This is a genomic window from Pseudomonas bharatica CSV86 (assembly GCF_000319305.2).
Lineage (GTDB): Bacteria > Pseudomonadota > Gammaproteobacteria > Pseudomonadales > Pseudomonadaceae > Aquipseudomonas > Aquipseudomonas bharatica.
The window spans coordinates 2,732,590-2,749,089 of sequence record NZ_AMWJ02000001.1 but is presented as its reverse complement, the minus strand read 5'-3'; the positions used below and the strand labels follow the sequence as shown (position 1 = coordinate 2,749,089).

General features: G+C 65.8%; 13 protein-coding genes and 1 pseudogene. 5 read left to right on the top strand and 9 right to left on the bottom strand.

Annotation, left to right across the window (positions count from 1 at the left end; all coding sequences use genetic code 11):
• Positions 1-8: 8 nt before the first annotated feature.
• From CSV86_RS33815 to CSV86_RS12245, 8 genes and pseudogenes are all read right to left on the bottom strand, one after another.
• Positions 9-1,010, bottom strand: a complete 1,002-nt coding sequence (locus CSV86_RS33815) for a SpvB/TcaC N-terminal domain-containing protein (protein ID WP_446532470.1) — start codon at positions 1,008-1,010, stop codon at positions 9-11.
• Positions 1,011-1,107: 97 nt separating this feature from the next.
• Positions 1,108-1,959 carry a CAP domain-containing protein gene (locus CSV86_RS12275; RefSeq protein ID WP_009400366.1) on the bottom strand — a complete coding sequence of 284 codons (852 nt, stop codon included), beginning with the start codon at positions 1,957-1,959 and terminating at the stop codon, positions 1,108-1,110.
• Positions 1,960-2,411: 452 nt separating this feature from the next.
• Positions 2,412-3,125: a GNAT family N-acetyltransferase gene (locus CSV86_RS12270; protein WP_009400364.1), complete on the bottom strand. Its 714-nt coding sequence runs from the start codon at positions 3,123-3,125 to the stop codon at positions 2,412-2,414.
• A gap of 65 nt (positions 3,126-3,190) precedes the next feature.
• Positions 3,191-4,816 carry a methyl-accepting chemotaxis protein PcaY gene (locus tag CSV86_RS12265; RefSeq protein WP_009400363.1) on the bottom strand — a complete coding sequence of 542 codons (1,626 nt, stop codon included), beginning with the start codon at positions 4,814-4,816 and terminating at the stop codon, positions 3,191-3,193.
• Positions 4,817-4,925: 109 nt separating this feature from the next.
• Positions 4,926-5,776 (bottom strand): annotated as a pseudogene (locus CSV86_RS12260) (helix-turn-helix transcriptional regulator).
• The gene (locus CSV86_RS12255) at positions 5,773-6,096 is read right to left on the bottom strand and encodes a branched-chain amino acid transport AzlD family protein (protein WP_009400359.1); all 324 of its coding nucleotides are present in this window, start codon (positions 6,094-6,096) and stop codon (positions 5,773-5,775) included. Before CSV86_RS12255 ends, CSV86_RS12260 begins: the two are co-directional and overlap by 4 nt.
• Positions 6,096-6,788 carry an AzlC family ABC transporter permease gene (locus tag CSV86_RS12250; RefSeq protein ID WP_037060561.1) on the bottom strand — a complete coding sequence of 231 codons (693 nt, stop codon included), beginning with the start codon at positions 6,786-6,788 and terminating at the stop codon, positions 6,096-6,098. The genes CSV86_RS12255 and CSV86_RS12250 overlap by 1 nt, the downstream gene beginning before the upstream one ends.
• A gap of 77 nt (positions 6,789-6,865) precedes the next feature.
• On the bottom strand, positions 6,866-7,552 hold the full coding sequence (locus CSV86_RS12245) for a hypothetical protein (RefSeq protein ID WP_009400345.1): 687 nt from the start codon (positions 7,550-7,552) through the stop codon (positions 6,866-6,868).
• A gap of 299 nt (positions 7,553-7,851) precedes the next feature.
• Here CSV86_RS12245 and CSV86_RS12240 point away from each other — a divergent pair, with 299 nt between their 5' ends.
• Both CSV86_RS12240 and CSV86_RS12235 read left to right on the top strand, forming a co-directional pair.
• Complete coding sequence (locus tag CSV86_RS12240; protein ID WP_037060558.1) at positions 7,852-10,212, top strand: DNA polymerase II; 2,361 nt, start codon at positions 7,852-7,854, stop codon at positions 10,210-10,212.
• A 228-nt stretch (positions 10,213-10,440) separates the two neighbouring features.
• The gene (locus CSV86_RS12235; protein WP_009400343.1) at positions 10,441-10,998 is read left to right on the top strand and encodes a DUF4174 domain-containing protein; all 558 of its coding nucleotides are present in this window, start codon (positions 10,441-10,443) and stop codon (positions 10,996-10,998) included.
• A gap of 108 nt (positions 10,999-11,106) precedes the next feature.
• Here CSV86_RS12235 and CSV86_RS12230 read toward each other — a convergent pair whose 3' ends face one another.
• Positions 11,107-12,348 carry an NAD(P)/FAD-dependent oxidoreductase gene (locus CSV86_RS12230; protein ID WP_009400342.1) on the bottom strand — a complete coding sequence of 414 codons (1,242 nt, stop codon included), beginning with the start codon at positions 12,346-12,348 and terminating at the stop codon, positions 11,107-11,109.
• Between the two features lie 114 nt (positions 12,349-12,462).
• Here CSV86_RS12230 and CSV86_RS12225 point away from each other — a divergent pair, with 114 nt between their 5' ends.
• The 3 genes from CSV86_RS12225 (at position 12,463) to CSV86_RS12215 (ending at position 16,437) form a co-directional block, all read left to right on the top strand.
• Positions 12,463-13,473: an Ldh family oxidoreductase gene (locus tag CSV86_RS12225; RefSeq protein ID WP_009400340.1), complete on the top strand. Its 1,011-nt coding sequence runs from the start codon at positions 12,463-12,465 to the stop codon at positions 13,471-13,473.
• A 229-nt stretch (positions 13,474-13,702) separates the two neighbouring features.
• Positions 13,703-14,896, top strand: coding sequence for an amino acid aminotransferase (locus tag CSV86_RS12220; RefSeq protein ID WP_009400338.1), 1,194 nt, complete (start codon positions 13,703-13,705; stop codon positions 14,894-14,896).
• 260 nt (positions 14,897-15,156) lie between these two features.
• Positions 15,157-16,437: an HAAAP family serine/threonine permease gene (locus tag CSV86_RS12215; protein ID WP_009400336.1), complete on the top strand. Its 1,281-nt coding sequence runs from the start codon at positions 15,157-15,159 to the stop codon at positions 16,435-16,437.
• Positions 16,438-16,500 lie beyond the last annotated feature (63 nt).

Here is a 16,500-nt window from a genome sequence, read left to right as displayed (position 1 = left end):
TCGCAGGCCTAGTACTCCAGCAGCAAACGCCGGACCAGCACCGGCTCCGGCCCCAGCTCGGCCTCGAAGCGATGGAACATCAGGACCTGACGGCACAGGCGCAGGTTGCCCAGCTCGAAACCGTAGGCGAAGGAACTGTGCGGGTCGCTGCGCACTGGCCAGGCCCGTGCTTCTTCGTAGCCGGGCTTTTCCTCCAGGGCAGTGGTGCGCTCGCCGTAGTCCAGCAGCACCTCGAAGTGCCATTGCACCTCGTCGATGCTGTCCGGCTGCCACAGGTACAGCCAGGGATGGGCGTTGACATTGCCGTAGCAGACCCGGTTCAGGTAGCACTGGGCGCGGAAATCGCGGGGATGGTCCGGGTCGAGACCGTCCAGGTCCTCGCCCTTGTACTGGTAGAGGATGTGCTCGCCATGGGCGTTCATGCTCTCTTCCAGCAGCCACTCGCCAACCCGCTTCGGGTTGTCCGGGTCGGTGCTGCGCGAGGAGGGGTTGCGCCCATAGAAGTGCAGGCTGCCATCGCTGCCGTGGATCAGCCAGAAACCCGGGTCGCCGACTTCGGCACGCCAGTGCTCGATGCGCTCGAAGGCGCCTTCTATGCGGGGGAAGTGACGGATTACCTGGTAACGGCGGTCCAGCGCCAGGCCGCGGTATTCATCGACCTCGCTGAACAAGAGATCACCGCTGCCGTCGCGTTCGGGCAGCCAGACCACCCCGTCCGGACCGAGGATAACGTCGTCGTCGGTATAGCGCGGCACGCCCTTGTTGGTACGTCGCGCCACGCAACCGAGGGACAGGCTCCAGCCCATGCCGAACAGGCCGTTGCTCACCGTGCTGCGGTAGTTGAGGGTCAGCGGCGGGGCATAGCCGCGGCCAGGGGAAATGGGCAAGGGGATGTCGAACGACGCCGCACCGCTGGTGCCGACACCGCCCCAGCCGCCGCCGATGCTCTGGATCGCACCGCCGCCCTTGGGCAGTGCCGGGGTAGCGATTGCCGATGCCTGATCCTGCATGACCTGTGCTCCATGTCCCTGTGCATGGAGCAATCGTGCCTTGGTTCGAGCGTTTCGTTAACTGACAAAAATACCAGGTGGCGCCGTGAGCCAAGCCTCAAGGCGTCCCGAAGAGCGCCGTCCAGTAGATCCCTGCATCGCTTTTCGGATCGGTGGCGTAGGCTGCCCCTAGTTCGCGCAACTGCGGATTCATCAGGTTGACGCAGTGCCCGGGGCTGGCCAGCCAGCCGTCGACCACCTTGCGCGGGCTGTCGAGGCCGGCGGCGATGTTCTCGGCGATGCGCTGGCCGCTGTAGCCGGCCAGTTCGGCGCGGTCCCCCGGCGTGCGGCCTTCGCGATCGATATGGTCGAAGAAGTTCTGGTTGGCCATGGCCCGGCTGTGGCCCTGGGCCGCTCCAGCCAGGGTATCGTTCCAGCCCAGCGGGGTGGTCGCAGCCATTGCCTGGGTGCCGCACTGGCGCGGCTGGGCGCGGGCGGCATTGACCGCTTCGAGCAGGTTACGCCCCTCGCTCTGCCAGTCGCCCAGGCGTGCGCTGAGCAGCGGGCGGGCGACCACGATGCGCCATTCGCGGCCCTCGCGGCTGACGCCGATATCGACGAACTGCGGGTCCAGCACCACCTGGCAGAAGCTTTCGCGGATCGCCTGCATGGCAGCGGCGGCATCGCGCGGGCCGGACAGGCTGATGGCCTGGACATTGACCATGGGATAGGCGACCCGGGCCAGTTGTTGCTGCAGGTCGCCCATGCTGGTGGCCGACAGTACCAGGCGCGGGTCACTGGCCAGCGGCGGCAGCTCCAGAGACGCCTGGTTGGCGCAGGCCTGGGACTGGTTGCGGTAGGCGTTGATCGAGTCGATCAGTTGCGTCTCTTCCGAAGCCTGGACCTGGCTGGCGAGCAGGGGGCCGAGGCAGAGCAGGGCAAGGCGGAGCATGGAGGAACGGACGCGCATCTGGATCTCCCTGGTACATGAAAAACCGGCGGGTCCGCGCTGATGGCCCGACCGCCGCCCCGATGGATTGGGGGTAAAAATGCTCAACAAGCGGGGTGCATGGTAGCCAGAATGGTCCGTGCCTGTCGTCTTTGTCCGGAATCAGGGGGTTCAGGTTCCCTGCGACGGACCAGCGTGCGGCCCTGTTCTGCGGTTTTATGCGTTCAGGGCTGCGCTGTCGCACCAATAACAGCTCCAAAGCACGACGCGTACCCTGTGTGTGTGTGGGTTTACCCGCGATTGCGCTGGTGTGGTCACTATGGCTATCGCTGGCAAGCCAGCTCCCACAGGTTTCTCGGCCAACCGGGGATTTTGTGTTCGACATGGTCACTGTGGGAGCTGGCATGCCAGCGATTGCGGCGGTGCGGCCACCATCGTAATCGCGGGTGAACCCCACAAGGGCCCGTCTCGGGTCAGGACCGACGTTCCTGCACAATCCGCATCGGTCGTATTTGCCACCGTTGGATCCGCTCCCAGGCAAACGCCGCCGCGTGCCGGGTCAGTTCGTCCAGGTGGCGGTCGCGCTTCTTCTCCGCCTCGACCATCGCCTTGCGCCCATGCTGCTTGAGCAGGTAACTGTGAATCTGCTGGATTTCCACGGTGCGGAAGATCGGCGCCACATCCAGCACCGCCAGCTCGGCATCTCCGGCCGGCGCGTCGGTCGCCATGAGCACCTGCGGCCCGCGCGCGCCGACCACCTCGAAGCCAAGTGCCTCGAAGCACGCCACCTTGCCCTTGCCGCAGGCCAGTTCCATGCGCGGATGGCGCTGGCGTACCTCCGCGAGCATGGCTCGGGCGATCCCGCGCCGGCGCAGGTCCTGGCGCACCGCCATGTAGGCGACGGCGCAGGCGCCTTCCTCGGCGTCGATCGGCAGGTACAGGACGAACCCGGCCAATTGTTCTTCCTCGCAGGCCAGCACCAGGCCGACCGGCAGGCGCGTGCCGCCCAGGGCCTGGAGATACAGGTGCACCTCGAAGCCCAGGGCGTATTGGTAGAGGTTGTAGAGCGGGTTGCTCGGCGGCAGCGCGGTGGCACTGAGGTCGCTGAAATTGTCGACCACCAGTTGCATCAACTGGCTGTGCAGCGGTTCGGCGGGGGCGGTCTGGTGAAGAGTGACAACGGGCATTACGCGCGGAGCTCCGGAAACTGGGCAGGGTGCCAGTCTACAGGAGCCGCGCCGCCTCTTCGATTTTAGACGCGGAAACGCCCCACCAGCGCCGTCAGCTCCGTCGCCAGGCCCGACAGTGTTCGGCTTGCCGCGCTGGTCTGCTGCGCGCCTTCGGCCGAGCGGGCCGACAATTCGCGGATGTTCAGCAGGTTGCGATCCACTTCCCGGGCTACCTGGGCCTGTTCCTCGGCAGCGCTGGCGATCACCAGGTTGCGCTCGTTGATCTGCCCGATCGCGGCGTAGATGCCTTGCAGCACCTGTTCCGAGGCCTGGGTGGTGTCCAGCGCCGCCCGGGCCCGTTCGGCACTGGCGTGCATGGAGCTGACCGCCACCTCGGTACCATGCTGCACGCTGCCGATCATCTGCTCGATTTCCTGGGTCGATTGCTGGGTGCGGTAGGCCAGGGTACGCACTTCATCGGCGACCACGGCGAAGCCACGCCCGGCTTCGCCAGCCCGGGCCGCTTCGATGGCGGCATTGAGGGCCAGCAGGTTGGTCTGCTCGGAGACCGCGCGGATCACCTCCAGCACCTTGCCGATATCGCGGATTTCCCCGGCCAGCAGTTGCAGGCGCTCGCTGCCGGCCTGCACCTCGCCGGCCATGGCCTGGGTACCGTCGAGGGTGTCGCTGACCTGTCGACGGCTCTGTTCGGCAAGGCGGTTGGAGTCGTTGGCGGCCTGGGAAGTGGAGACGGCGTTGCGCGCCACTTCCTCTACGGCGGTGGTCATTTCGGTGACGGCGGTGGCCGCCTGCTCCAGTTCTTCGTCCTGGCGGCGCAGGCTTTCGGCACTCTGCTCGGTGACGGTGTTCAGCGCTTTCGCGGCATCGGCCAGTTGCCCGGCGCAGGCGTTGATCTGGCCCAGGGTATCGCGCTGGCTGTGCTGCATGCGTTGCAGTTCGGCGAACAACTGGCCGATCTCGTTGCTGCCCGGCACCTTGACCGGCTCGCTCAGGTCGCCAGCGGCGATGCGCTGGAAATGCCGGCCGGCTTCGGCCAACGGGCGCAGCACGCGCTGCTGGATGAAGGCCCAGCACAGTGCTGCCAGCAGCACGGTGGTGACCAGCAAGGCCAGGCTCAGCAGTTGTGCCTTGCGCAGGCGGCTCTGTGATTCGTCCATGATCTGCTGGCTGCGGATGCTCAGTTCCTTGACCAGGTCCTGGCGCAGGGCCTGCAAGCGGCCCATGGCGTTGCCAGCCTCGATGTTGACCGTGAAATAGCGGTCTAGGGAGTTCTCCAGGGTCGCCTGGCGCTGGCCGGCGATGGCTGCGGAATAGCTCAGGTAGGTGCGTTGCAGTTCGTCGGCGGTGGTCTTGAGCGTCGGGTCGTCCACGGCGGCGACGAAGTCGGCGATCAGCGCCTGACCGGAGGCGATCAGTTCTTCCGAGCGGGTCAGGCGACCCTTGGCACTGTCCATGTGGCCGCCTTGCTGTTCGATGAAGCCGGAGGACACGTTGGCGCTGGAGCGGATCGCCATGAGCAGGGCGTTGTTAAGGCGGTCGGACTGGTGCGCGGTACGGTCCAGCTCGGCGATCTGCACATCGCTGCCCACGGCGCTGCGCCAGGCGCTGACGGTGGAGAACAGCAGGGTCAGGCTGAACAGTGACAGCACCCAGAACATTCCGGTGCGGATTTTCAGGTCGGCGAACATGCGGGCAAGGACTCCTCGATAGTCGGTCCCGCCACTGCGGGCGGGTTTGCCAATAGCTATCGGAGAGGGGTGACGGGCGCTTGAGGGGGCAGGACCGGGTTGTGTTCGATTATCGAACGGAGATCGAGGTCGAGTGCACGCAGGCGCGGCGGTACTCGCCGGGGTGACGCCGTAGGCCTGCTTGAACTGTCGATTGAGGTGGGCCTGGTCGGCGTAACCCAGGTCCACGGCGACGTTGAAGGGCAGGTAGCCGTGGCGCAGCAGGGTCCGGGCCCGGGCCAGGCGGCGTTGCTTGAGCCAGGCATGGGGTGGCAGGCCGGTGGCCTGGCGGAACACCCGGGCGAAGTAGAACGGCGACAGGTGCACGGCAGCCGCCAGTTCCTCCAGCGACGGCGGGCAATCCAGGCGCGCATCCAGCAGCTCGCGGGCGCGGACCACGGCCAGCGGTTCGTTGCCCGGGGCGCGCGGGTCGCGGACCCGGGCGTGGCGCTGCATCAGCAGCAACGCTGCCTCGCGCCAGGCCGATTGCTGCTCCAGGGCGCTGGCGCCTTGCTGGGCGCAGCGGTGCAGGCCGAGCAGGGCACGGAATACCGGCGGGTCGTGCAGGACACTGGCGCTGAAGCCCGGTGTGCCCCCGGCATCCAGTTCCAGTTCGTCGAGCACGCTGGTCATATGGGTCACGTCCGGGTAGCAGCCGCGGTAGCTCCAGCCGTTCTCGTGGGCGCGGGCGCCGGTGTGCAGTTCCTCAGGGTTGATCAGCACTACGCTGCCCACCGGTGCCACATGCTCGGCGCCGCGGTGCCAGAAGCACTGCGCACCGGTCTCGATGGCGACGATGGAATAGCCTTCGTGCACGTGGGGAGCGAAACGCTGCTGGAAATAGCGGGCCTGGAGCAACTCGAGGTTGTCCAGCGCCGCTGCCTGCCAGAAATGGGTCTGTTCCCGTGGAACCTGTGTCATGGCGAACCGCTCAGCCAGCCGCGATAGATAAAGAACAAGCCCATGCTCAGCAGCATGCTGAGCAGGGTATTGCGCGTCCAGAGTACCAGCACCACGGCGAGCAGCGAACCCAGCAGGTAGGGGTTGGCCGGGTCGAGGTTCAGTTGCTGCCCGGGCAGGAACACGATCGGTCCGCAGATCGCCGTGAGCATCCCGGGTACGGCGAAGCCCAGGAATTGCCGGGCATTGGAGCTCAGGCGCAGGGGCAGGCGCGGTTCGAGAAATGCGTAGCGGTTGAGGAAAACCAGCAGGCCCATGGCCAGGATCAGGATGAAGACCATCAGCGTGCTCCGAATGATTTCTGGCAGATAAAACCTGCGGCCATGCCCAGCAGCCCGGCGGCGACCAGCGCGGTTTCCCAGTGCCAGTAGCTGAACAGCACCGAGCAGAACAGCGCGACCGCCACGCACACCAGCGTCGGCACGCTGCGTACCGTGGGCGCGATCAGGGCGACGAAGGTAGCGGCGATGGAGAAGTCCAGGCCCAGTTGGTCCAGGTGCGGAATGCTCTGGCCAAGGATGATCCCGGCCAGGGTGAACAGGTTCCAGGCCAGGTAGAAGGTGAAGCCGACGCCAAAGGCGTACCAGCGGTTGAACTGCTGGCGGTCATGCTGGCTGACCAGGGCGAAGAACTCGTCGGTGAGCAGGAAGCCCAGGGTCAGGCGCCAGCGGGTCGGCAACTCCGACAGCACCGGGCGCATCGACAGGCCATAGAGCAGGTGCTGGGAGGTCAGCAGCAAGGTGGTCAGCAGTATGGAAAACAGGTTGGCGCCGCCCTTGAGCATGCCGATGGCCACCAGTTGCGCCGCTCCGGCGAAGACGATCGCCGACAGGCCCTGGCTTTGCAGCGGGGTAAGCTTGGCTTCGATGGCCATGGAACCGGCCAGCAGCCCCCAGGGCGCGACGGCCAGCGACAGCGGCAGGCAGGCGATGGAGCCTTTGATACAGGCAGTACGGGCGATGGATGCAGGCATGGGCGACAACAAGGCAAGGAACGGTCCTGCAGCATGCCAGAGCACCGGCCGGGCGCCTTGAACGATCTTGCTGTCTGCTACGGGTGGCTGACCAGTTGGTGTTGCGCAGCCTGGCAGCCGTTGATTTCCATGGCCTTGTGCGCGTAGGTGACGCGCTGGCTGGCGTCCAGCCCGGCGAGCAGGCGATAGACCTCGGCCTGGAAGTCACGCTGGCGTCCCCACTGCATGGCCAGGCCTTGTGGCCGTTCGCGCAGACACAGCAGGCGCACGGCGGGTTGCGGGTAGTAGCCGGCATACATCGAACTGCGTGTCGACACCTGCTCCAGGGCCTGGCGATAGGTGCTGTCTTCCAGCACCTCGGGACACCAGTTGACCACTTCCAGCGCGGCCGGGGCAAAGCCCTGGGCGATGCTGGAACGCAGCAGCGGACAGGCTTCGGCAGCGATCTGCCCGGCGGGAAGATGGGTGATGTAATGCAGGGCCAGGCGGTATTCGGCCACCGGGTGCTGCAACAGCGCGGCGCGCTGCAGCAGGGCCACGGCCGGTTGCAGGGTCTGGTCCAGGGCCTGGACCTTGCGGATCAGTTCGCGGTCGGTGGGCAGGGCGTCCAGCGGCAGCGCGTTGCTTTGTGCCTCGGCCTTTTCCAGCAGCGGCAGGGCCTGGCGGTAAAGCAGGTCGGCATGCGGGTCGATAACCGGATCGCCGGCCAGTGCCGTCAGCGGCAGCAGCCACAACAGGGAGAGCAGGGAGCGGTCAGATCGCACGGGATTGGTCCTGCGGGGCGCAATTCATCATGTCGGGCACTGTCCATAGTGGGGGAAGGAGCTCCTGGCCGGGCATTCTAACGGGATGAGGGGCGCGCCGAAACCCGTCGTCGACAAGGCGTCGTGCAGGTAGAATCCGTCCCCCTTCGCGGCTTGCGCAAGAACCTGTGGGAGCTGGCTTGCCAGCGATGAGGCCGGCCATGGCAAAGATGTTGTCAGGTCCGGCCCAATCGCTGGCAAGCCAGCTCCCACAGGGTTTTGCAGCGGCCATTCGATGTTTGCCAGCAGAGGAAACCGTGGTGCAGCCACAACAGGGCTTTGTCCTGACCCGCCATTGGCGGGACACGCCCCAGGGCACCCAGGTGGAATTCTGGCTGGCCACCGATGCCGGCCCGCGCCTGTTGCGCCTGCCGTTGCAGACCTCGGTGGCCTTCATCCCGGCGCAGTACGAGGCCCGCGCCCGCGAACTGCTGCGCGGCGAGCGCGACGTGGAACTGCGCCCGCTGGCCCTGCAGGACTTCGAACACCAGCCGGTGCTGGGCCTGTACTGTCGCCAGCAACGCCAGGCGATCCAGCTGGAAAAACGCCTGCGCGGCGCCGGTATCGAGGTACTGGAGGCCGATATCCGACCGCCGGAGCGCTATTTGATGGAGCGCTTCATCACTGCGCCGGTAGCGTTCAGTGGCAAGGTCGATGCCGACGGCGTTTACCTGGACGCCCAGCTCAAACCCTCCAGCAATTACCGCCCGCACCTGAAACTGGTGTCCCTGGATATCGAGACCAGCGAGCGTGGCGAACTGTACTCCATCGCCCTTGAAGGCTGCGGCCAGAGGCAGGTGTACATGCTGGGACCGGCCAACGGCGATGGCAGCACGGTGGATTTCGACCTGGCCTGGTGCGACACCCGTGCCGAACTGCTGCACAGCCTCAATGCCTGGCTGGCCCGGCATGATCCGGACGCGATCATCGGCTGGAACCTGGTGCAGTTCGACCTGCGCGTGCTCCACGAGCACAGCAAGCAACTGGACGTACCGCTATTGCTGGGCCGTGATAAGCAGCCGATGGAGTGGCGCGAGCACGGCAGCCGCACGCATTTCTTCGCCGCGGCCGCCGGCCGGCTGATCATCGACGGTATCGAGGCGCTGCGCTCGGCAACCTGGAGCTTCCCGTCCTTCAGCCTGGAAAACGTGGCCCAGACCCTGCTTGGCGAAGGCAAGGCCATCGACACCCCTTACCAGCGCATGGACGAGATCAACCGCATGTTCGCCGAGGACCGTCCGGCGCTGGCGCGCTACAACCTCAAGGACTGCGAGCTGGTCACACGGATCTTCGATAAGACCCGGTTGATGGACTTCCTGCTCGAACGGGCCACGGTCACCGGATTGCCCGCGGACCGCAGCGGCGGCTCGGTGGCCGCGTTCTGCCATTTGTATATCCCGCTGATGCACCGCTTAGGCTTCGTCGCGCCGAACCTGGGCGGGCGCGAGGGCGAGGCCAGCCCTGGCGGCTTCGTCATGGATTCGCGGCCCGGGCTGTACGAATCGGTGCTGGTACTGGATTACAAGAGCCTGTACCCATCGATCATCCGTTCCTTCCTCATCGACCCGGTGGGCCTGATCGAAGGCCTGCGCGAGCCGGACGACGAGCACTCGGTGCCGGGCTTTCGCCAGGCGCGTTTCTCGCGTACCCGGCACTGCCTGCCAGCCATCGTCGAACGGGTCTGGCAAAACCGCGAGGCGGCCAAGCGCGAAGGAAACGCGCCGCTGTCCCAGGCCTTGAAGATCATCATGAACGCCTTCTACGGCGTGCTCGGCTCCAGCGGCTGTCGCTTCTTCGACCCACGGCTGGCCTCGTCCATCACCCTGCGTGGGCACCAGATCATGCAGCGTACCCGGCAGTTGATCGAGGCCCAGGGCTATACGGTGATCTATGGCGATACCGACTCCACCTTCGTCTGGCTCAAGAGCGCCCATGCTCCGGAGGACGCCGACCGCATCGGCAAGGCGCTGGTGGCAGGCGTCAACCAGTGGTGGCGCGACCACCTGCGCGATGAATACGGGCTCGAAAGCGCCCTGGAGCTGCAATACGAGACCCATTACACGCGCTTTTTGATGCCGACCATCCGCGGCGCCGAGGAGGGCAGCAAAAAGCGCTACGCCGGCCTTGTAAGGCGCGCCGACGGCAGCGAGGAAATGGTCTACAAGGGCCTGGAAAGCGTGCGCACCGATTGGTCGCCGCTGGCCCGGGAGTTCCAGCAGGCGCTGTACCGCAGGATTTTCCAGCGCGAGCCGTACCGCGAGTTCGTCCGCGACTACGTGCAGCGCACCCTGGCCGGCGAGCTGGACGAACTGCTGATCTACCGCAAGCGTCTGCGCCGCCCGCTGGACGACTACCAGCGCAACGTCCCGCCGCATGTCCGCGCCGCCCGGCTCGCGGACGAGTACAACGACAGCCAGGGGCGGCCGCGGCAGTACCAGCGGGGCGGCTGGATCAGCTACGTGATCACCACCAGCGGGCCGGAGCCGCTGGAAAACCGGCGCAGTCCGATCGATTACGATCACTACCTCAGCCGTCAGTTGCAGCCGGTGGCGGACGCGATATTGCCCTTCGTCGGTGATGACTTCGCCGGCTTGATCGACCGGCAGATGGGGTTGTTCTAGAGGAATCTTTCGCTGCGAGGGTATCTTCCGCGCAGCTTCCCGCCATCGACTATCCTCCTGTCTAGGTGTGTCGGACTTTTCGTTTCGGCACGTGAGAAATTACCTTTCTGAAACCGAAAGTTACCTTTGTCCCGGGCAGTTGCCCTGCGCAGTCGTTTAGGCTCCGACCTTCGGATCTTTCCTTGAGGTCTGTAGTCATTGTTACGAGGAATGAAGAAGGAGAAACACATGCTCGTCCGGTCCCTGACCCTTGCCGTCCTGCTGGCCATCGCCGGTCCGCTGCTGGCCGATGACAACCCTCTGGATCTGGATGCGGGCCGGGCCCGTCCGCTGGTGGTGATTGCCCCGACCAGCGCCGACCCGCTGTTGCGAAGCCTCAACGAATCACTCAAGGACCCGGCGACCCAGGCCGGCTTCAAGGAGCGCGGCCTGGTGCTCTACAGCGTGGCCGGGATGATCGGCAAGCGTGACGACAAGAACCTCGAACAGCAGACCACCATGGCCTTGATCCGCCAGGTCAGCCGCGGCGCGCAGAACGGCACCCAGGTGACCCTGGTGGGCAAGGACGGCAGCAAGCATGTGCTGGACAACGACGGTTCGCTGGATATGAGCAAGGTCTTCGCGGCGGTGGATGCGCTGCCGGCGGAAGAGAAGGCGATCAGCAAGCCGGAGCCCCAGGCGGCGCCAGCTGCCGCAGATGCCAAGGCGGGCAAGGCGGGCAAGGCGGATGCCAAGCCGGCCAAGCCGGCAAAACCGCTGCCGCCTCCGAAACCGCTGGAAGACTGAAACACGGTCCCTGTGGGAGCTGGCTTGCCAGCGATTTGGCCAGATCTGACAACATCTTTGTCAGTGCCGTCCTCATCGCTGGCAAGCCAGCTCCCACAGGTCCGTGTTTCAAACGAAACGCCCGGCGCTATAGGGCGCAGGGTCGGTAAACGGCACTTCCCCACACATCATCTCCGCCACCAGCCGTGCCGTGACCGGCCCCAGGGTCAGGCCATGGTGGGCATGGCCGAAGTTGAACCACAGCCCTTCATGCCGTGGCGCCGGGCCGATCACCGGGCGCATGTCCGGCAGGCACGGGCGGCGCCCCAGCCACGGCTGTCTGTCGAGCCGCTCGCCCAGGGGGAACAGGCTGCGAGCGATCACCTCGCAGCGCTTCAACTGGATTTCATTGCCCGGATCGTCGCTGGCGGCGAACTCCACGCCCGTGGTCAGGCGGATGCCCTGGTCCATCGGCGCGATGACGAAGCCGGCCTCGACATCGCAGATTGAATGCCTGAGCGACATGCCCGGGCGAACCTGGTAGTGCATGTGGTAGCCGCGCTTGCTCTCCAATGGAATGGCGTAGCCCAGCGGCTTCAGCACCTCGGCCGCCTGCGGGCCCAGTGCAATGACCACCTCCCGGGCATCGATCGGGCCGCGCTGGCTGCTGACCTGCCAGCCACCCCCGACCTGCCGCAGGCTGCGGGCATCGCCGTGGATGAACTGCCCGCCGCGCTGCACGAACAGGCGTGCATAGGCGCGCACCAGTGCGCCGGGGTTGCTTACGGTCTTGGGATCGAGCCAGTGGATGGCGCCTATGGCCGCCTGGCTCAGGCTGGGTTCCCGGGCATGCAGTTGCTGGCGGTCGAGCAGGTCGAAGGCCAGGCCGTAGGGTCCAAGGTTCGCGGCATCGGCGGTGGCGGCGGCCAGGGCGTTTGGATCACGGTACAGCTCGATCCAGCCCTCGGTCCTGACCAGCGCCTGGGCCCCGGCGGCTTCGATCAGCGGGTCGTGCTCGCTGACGCAGCGTTGCATCAACGGCTGGATGGCCCGGGTCGCGTCGGCCAGCGGGGCAGGGGCGGACTGCTGCCAGTAACGCAGCAGCCATGGCGCGACCCGTGGCAGGTAGCGCCAGTCGTAGCGCACCGCGGATTGGCGGTTGAGGCTGTAGCGAGCCAGGGTTTTCAGGTCGCGGGGAAAGGCGTAGGGCGTCACGCTGGAGCGCTGGATCAGCCCGGCATTGCCATGGCTGGTGCCGCTGCCGGGCTCGTTGCGGTCGATCAGCACGACCTGCCGTCCGCGCGCCTGCAAGTGCAGGGCGGTACTGACGCCGACGATTCCGGCACCGAGAACGAGGGTTTGGCATTGCATGCGGGTACACCTCCAGCGTGGTCAGGGTTGCTACAGACTTTGACAGATAGCGGTCATCCGGAGAAAGTCCACGGGTAGCTGATCCCAATCCAATTCCAAGCAAGGGAGCTTCAGATGTCCGCACCTGCCACACGGATTCCGTTCGCCGACCTGGTGAACCTGTTGCAGCGCATCTTCGTTCGTCATGGTTGCAGTGAAACGGTGGCCGCCACCCTCGCGGCCAACTGCGCCAGTGCCCAGCGTGATGGCGCCCATAGCCATGGCGTGTTTCGTATCCCCGGTTATCTTTCTACGCTGGCCAGCGGCTGGGTCGATGGCCGGGCCGAGCCCGTGGTCAGCGATGTGGCCAGCGGTTATGTGAGTGTCGATGCCGCTGGCGGGTTTGCCCAGCCGGCGTTGGCTGCGGCCCGCGAGCTGCTGGCAGGCAAGGCGCGCAGCGCCGGGATCGCGGTGCTGGCAATCTACAACTCCCATCACTTCGCCGCGCTGTGGCCGGACGTCGAGCCGTTCGCCGAAGAGGGGCTGGTGGCCCTGAGCGTGGTCAACAGTATGACCTGCGTGGTGCCCGAGGGCGCGCAGCGGCCATTGTTCGGTACCAACCCGATCGCCTTTGCCGCGCCCTGCGCGGGCGGGGCGCCGATCGTCTTCGACATGGCGACCAGCGCCATGGCCCATGGCGATGTGCAGATCGCCGCGCGCAAGGGCGAGCTGCTGCCCAAGGGCATTGGCGTTGACCGCGAGGGCAGGCCTACCCGGGACCCGGCGGCGATTCTCGATGGCGGAGCGCTGCTGCCGTTCGGCGGGCACAAGGGCTCGGCATTGTCGATGATGGTCGAATTGCTGGCGGCGGCGCTGACCGGCGGCAATTTCTCCTTCGAGTTCGATTGGTCGCGGCATCCAGGGGCGAAGACGCCGTGGACCGGGCAATTGATCATCGTCATCGATCCACGCCTGGCCCAGGGCGAGCGCTTCGCCGCGCGGGCGCGGGAACTGGTGCGGCAGATGGAGGCGGTAGGGGTGACGCGGATGCCAGGTGAGCGGCGGTTCAGGGAGCGGGAGCAGTCGGCGCGGGAAGGGGTGAGCGTGACGGCGGAGGAATGGAGTCAACTGCAGACATTGGCCTGACACTGACCCTGTGGGAGCTGGCTTGTCGGACCGCCGAACCGCAGCGATAGCTATAGTGAATTCACTGCTGCAATCGCTGGCAAGCCAGCTCCCACAGGGGGCGGCGGCGTTCTCCGGATCATGCACCGCCGCACAAAACCCTTGCACCAAGGGCATGTTCCTGCACCGCGAGTCCGGGTATGCTCGACACACTTTGTTCGATTCATCCTGCCCCAAGGAGCTGTGCGCTGTGTTCAAACATGTCGATGCCTATGCCGGTGACCCGATTCTGTCGCTGATGGAGACCTTCAAGACCGATCCGCGTGCCAACAAGGTCAACCTGAGCATCGGCCTGTACTACGACGCGGCCGGCGTGGTGCCGCAACTGGCAGCCGTGGGCGAGGCGGAGAAGCGCCTGGCCGACAAGCCCCACGAAGCCTCCCTGTACCTGCCGATGGAAGGCCTGGCCGGGTACCGCCAGGCCATCCAGAACCTGCTGTTCGGCGCCGATCACCCGGCGGTGACCAGCGGTCGCGTCGCCACCGTGCAGACGGTCGGCGGTTCCGGCGCGCTGAAGGTCGGTGCCGACTTCCTCAAGCGCTATTTCCCGGAGTCGCAGGTATGGGTCAGCGATCCGACCTGGGACAACCACCGTGCCATCTTCGAAGGCGCCGGGTTCAAGGTGAATACCTACCCGTACTTCGATCAGGCCTCCCGTGGCGTCAACTTCGACGGCATGCTGGCTACCCTGCAGACCCTGCCGGCCAACAGCATCGTCCTGCTCCACCCGTGCTGCCACAACCCCACCGGCGTCGACCTGAACCAGGCCCAATGGCAGCAGGTGATCGAAGTGGTCAAGGCGCGCGAGTTGATCCCGTTCCTCGACATCGCCTACCAGGGCTTCGGCGAAGGCCTGGTCGAGGACGCCTTCGCCATCCGCGAGGCCGCCCGTGCCGGCGTACCGTGCCTGGTCAGCAACTCCTTCTCGAAGATCTTCTCGCTGTATGGCGAGCGGGTAGGGGGGCTGTCGGTGGTCTGCGACGATGCCCAGACCCAGGCCAGCGTACTCGGCCAGCTCAAGGCCACCGTACGCCGCAACTACTCCAGCCCGCCCACCTTCGGTGCGCAACTGGTGGCCACGGTGTTGAACGATGCCGGGTTGAATGCCCAATGGGCAGCGGAAGTCGAGCAGATGCGCCTGCGTATCCTGGAGATGCGCCAGGGCCTGGTGGATGCGCTGGCGGTGTTGTTGCCGGGTCAGGACTTCTCGTTCTTCCTCAGCCAGCGCGGCATGTTCAGCTACACCGGCCTGAGCGTGGCCCAGGTGCGCCGTCTGCGCGACGAGTTCGGCGTGTACCTGATCGACAGCGGCCGGGTGTGCATGTCGGGGTTGCGTCCTGACAACCTGCAGCAGGTGGCCGAGGCGATCGCTGCGGTTCAGTAAGTCTTGAGGGCCCTATCGCTGGCAAGCCAGCTCCCACAGGGTTCTGTGGGAGCTGGCTTGCCAGCGATGAGGCCATCAGCAACACCTCAAAATCCTGCTGTCTATGCACCGCAAAGGTGCAACCATTCCTCGGACAGGGCTTTGCAAGTGCAACCTTTCAGCGCACAATCGCGCCCCTCTTTTATGGCCGGGGTGTGCTGAGGCGTCTATTCAGCCACTTGCGGCGCTGTTGCAGTCTTGCGAGTGGAGCTTCACCCGGAATGAACGAGCAGTCCCCGAGCGTTGAACAACGCTTCGAATCCACCCCGGCCGCGAGCCTTGCGCGCTGGGACCGTCATGACACCACCTGGATGCTTGGCCTGTTCGGCACCGCGATCGGCGCCGGCACCCTGTTCCTGCCGATCAACGCCGGCCTCGGCGGCTTCTGGCCGCTGCTTATCCTGGCGCTGCTGGCCTTCCCGATGACCTACTACGCCCACCGCGGCCTGACCCGCTTCGTCCTGTCCGGACGCAACGGCGGCGATATCACCGAGGTGGTGGAAGAGCACTTCGGCCTGAGTGCCGGTGCGATGATCACCGTGCTTTACTTCCTCGCCATCTTCCCGATCCTGCTGATCTACTCGGTGGCCCTGACCAACACCGTTGGCAGCTTCATGGAGCACCAACTGCATATCCAGCCGCCACCGCGGGCGCTGCTGTCATTCGTGCTGATTCTCGGCCTGCTGGCCATCGTGCGCTGCGGCGAGCAGGCCACGGTCAAGGCCATGAGCCTGCTGGTCTACCCGTTCATCGTCGCCCTGGCGTTCCTCGCGGTGTTCCTGGTTCCGCACTGGAACGGCGGCATCCTCAGCACCGCCGGCGATGTGCCGAGTGGCGGCGCCTTCCTGCACACCCTGTGGCTGGCGATCCCGGTCATGGTCTTTTCCTTCAACCATTCGCCGATCATCTCGGCCTTTGCCGTCGACCAGAAGCGCCGCTACGGTGCCCATGCCGACGAGCGCAGCGGGCAGATCCTGGCCCGTGCCCACCTGCTGATGGTGGCGATGGTGATGTTCTTCGTGTTCAGCTGCGTGCTGACCCTTTCCCCGGCGCAACTGGCCGAGGCCAAGGCGCAGAACCTGTCGATCCTGTCGTACCTGGCCAACCACTTCAGCAACCCGACCATCGCCTTCGCCGCGCCGTTGATCGCCTTCGTCGCCATTGCCAAGTCGTTCCTCGGTCACTACATCGGCGCCAGCGAGGGCCTCAAGGGCATCATCCTCAAGACCGGCAAGCGCCCGCCGGCCAGGACCCTGGACCGGGTCACCGCCGCGCTGATGCTGGTGGTGTGCTGGATCGTCGCCACCCTCAACCCGAGCATCCTCGGCATGATCGAAGCCCTGGGCGGCCCGGTGATCGCGGCGATCCTGTTCCTGATGCCGATGTACGCCATCCGCAAGGTCCCGGCGATGCGCAAGTACAGCGGCAAGGCGTCGAATGTGTTCGTCGTGGCTGTCGGCCTGGTGGCGCTGTCTTCCGTCGTCTATTCGCTGCTGCCCTAAGCTGAGCGCATAACACCTGTGGGAGCTGGCTTGCCAGCGATAGGGCCCTCAAGGGCAAGGATG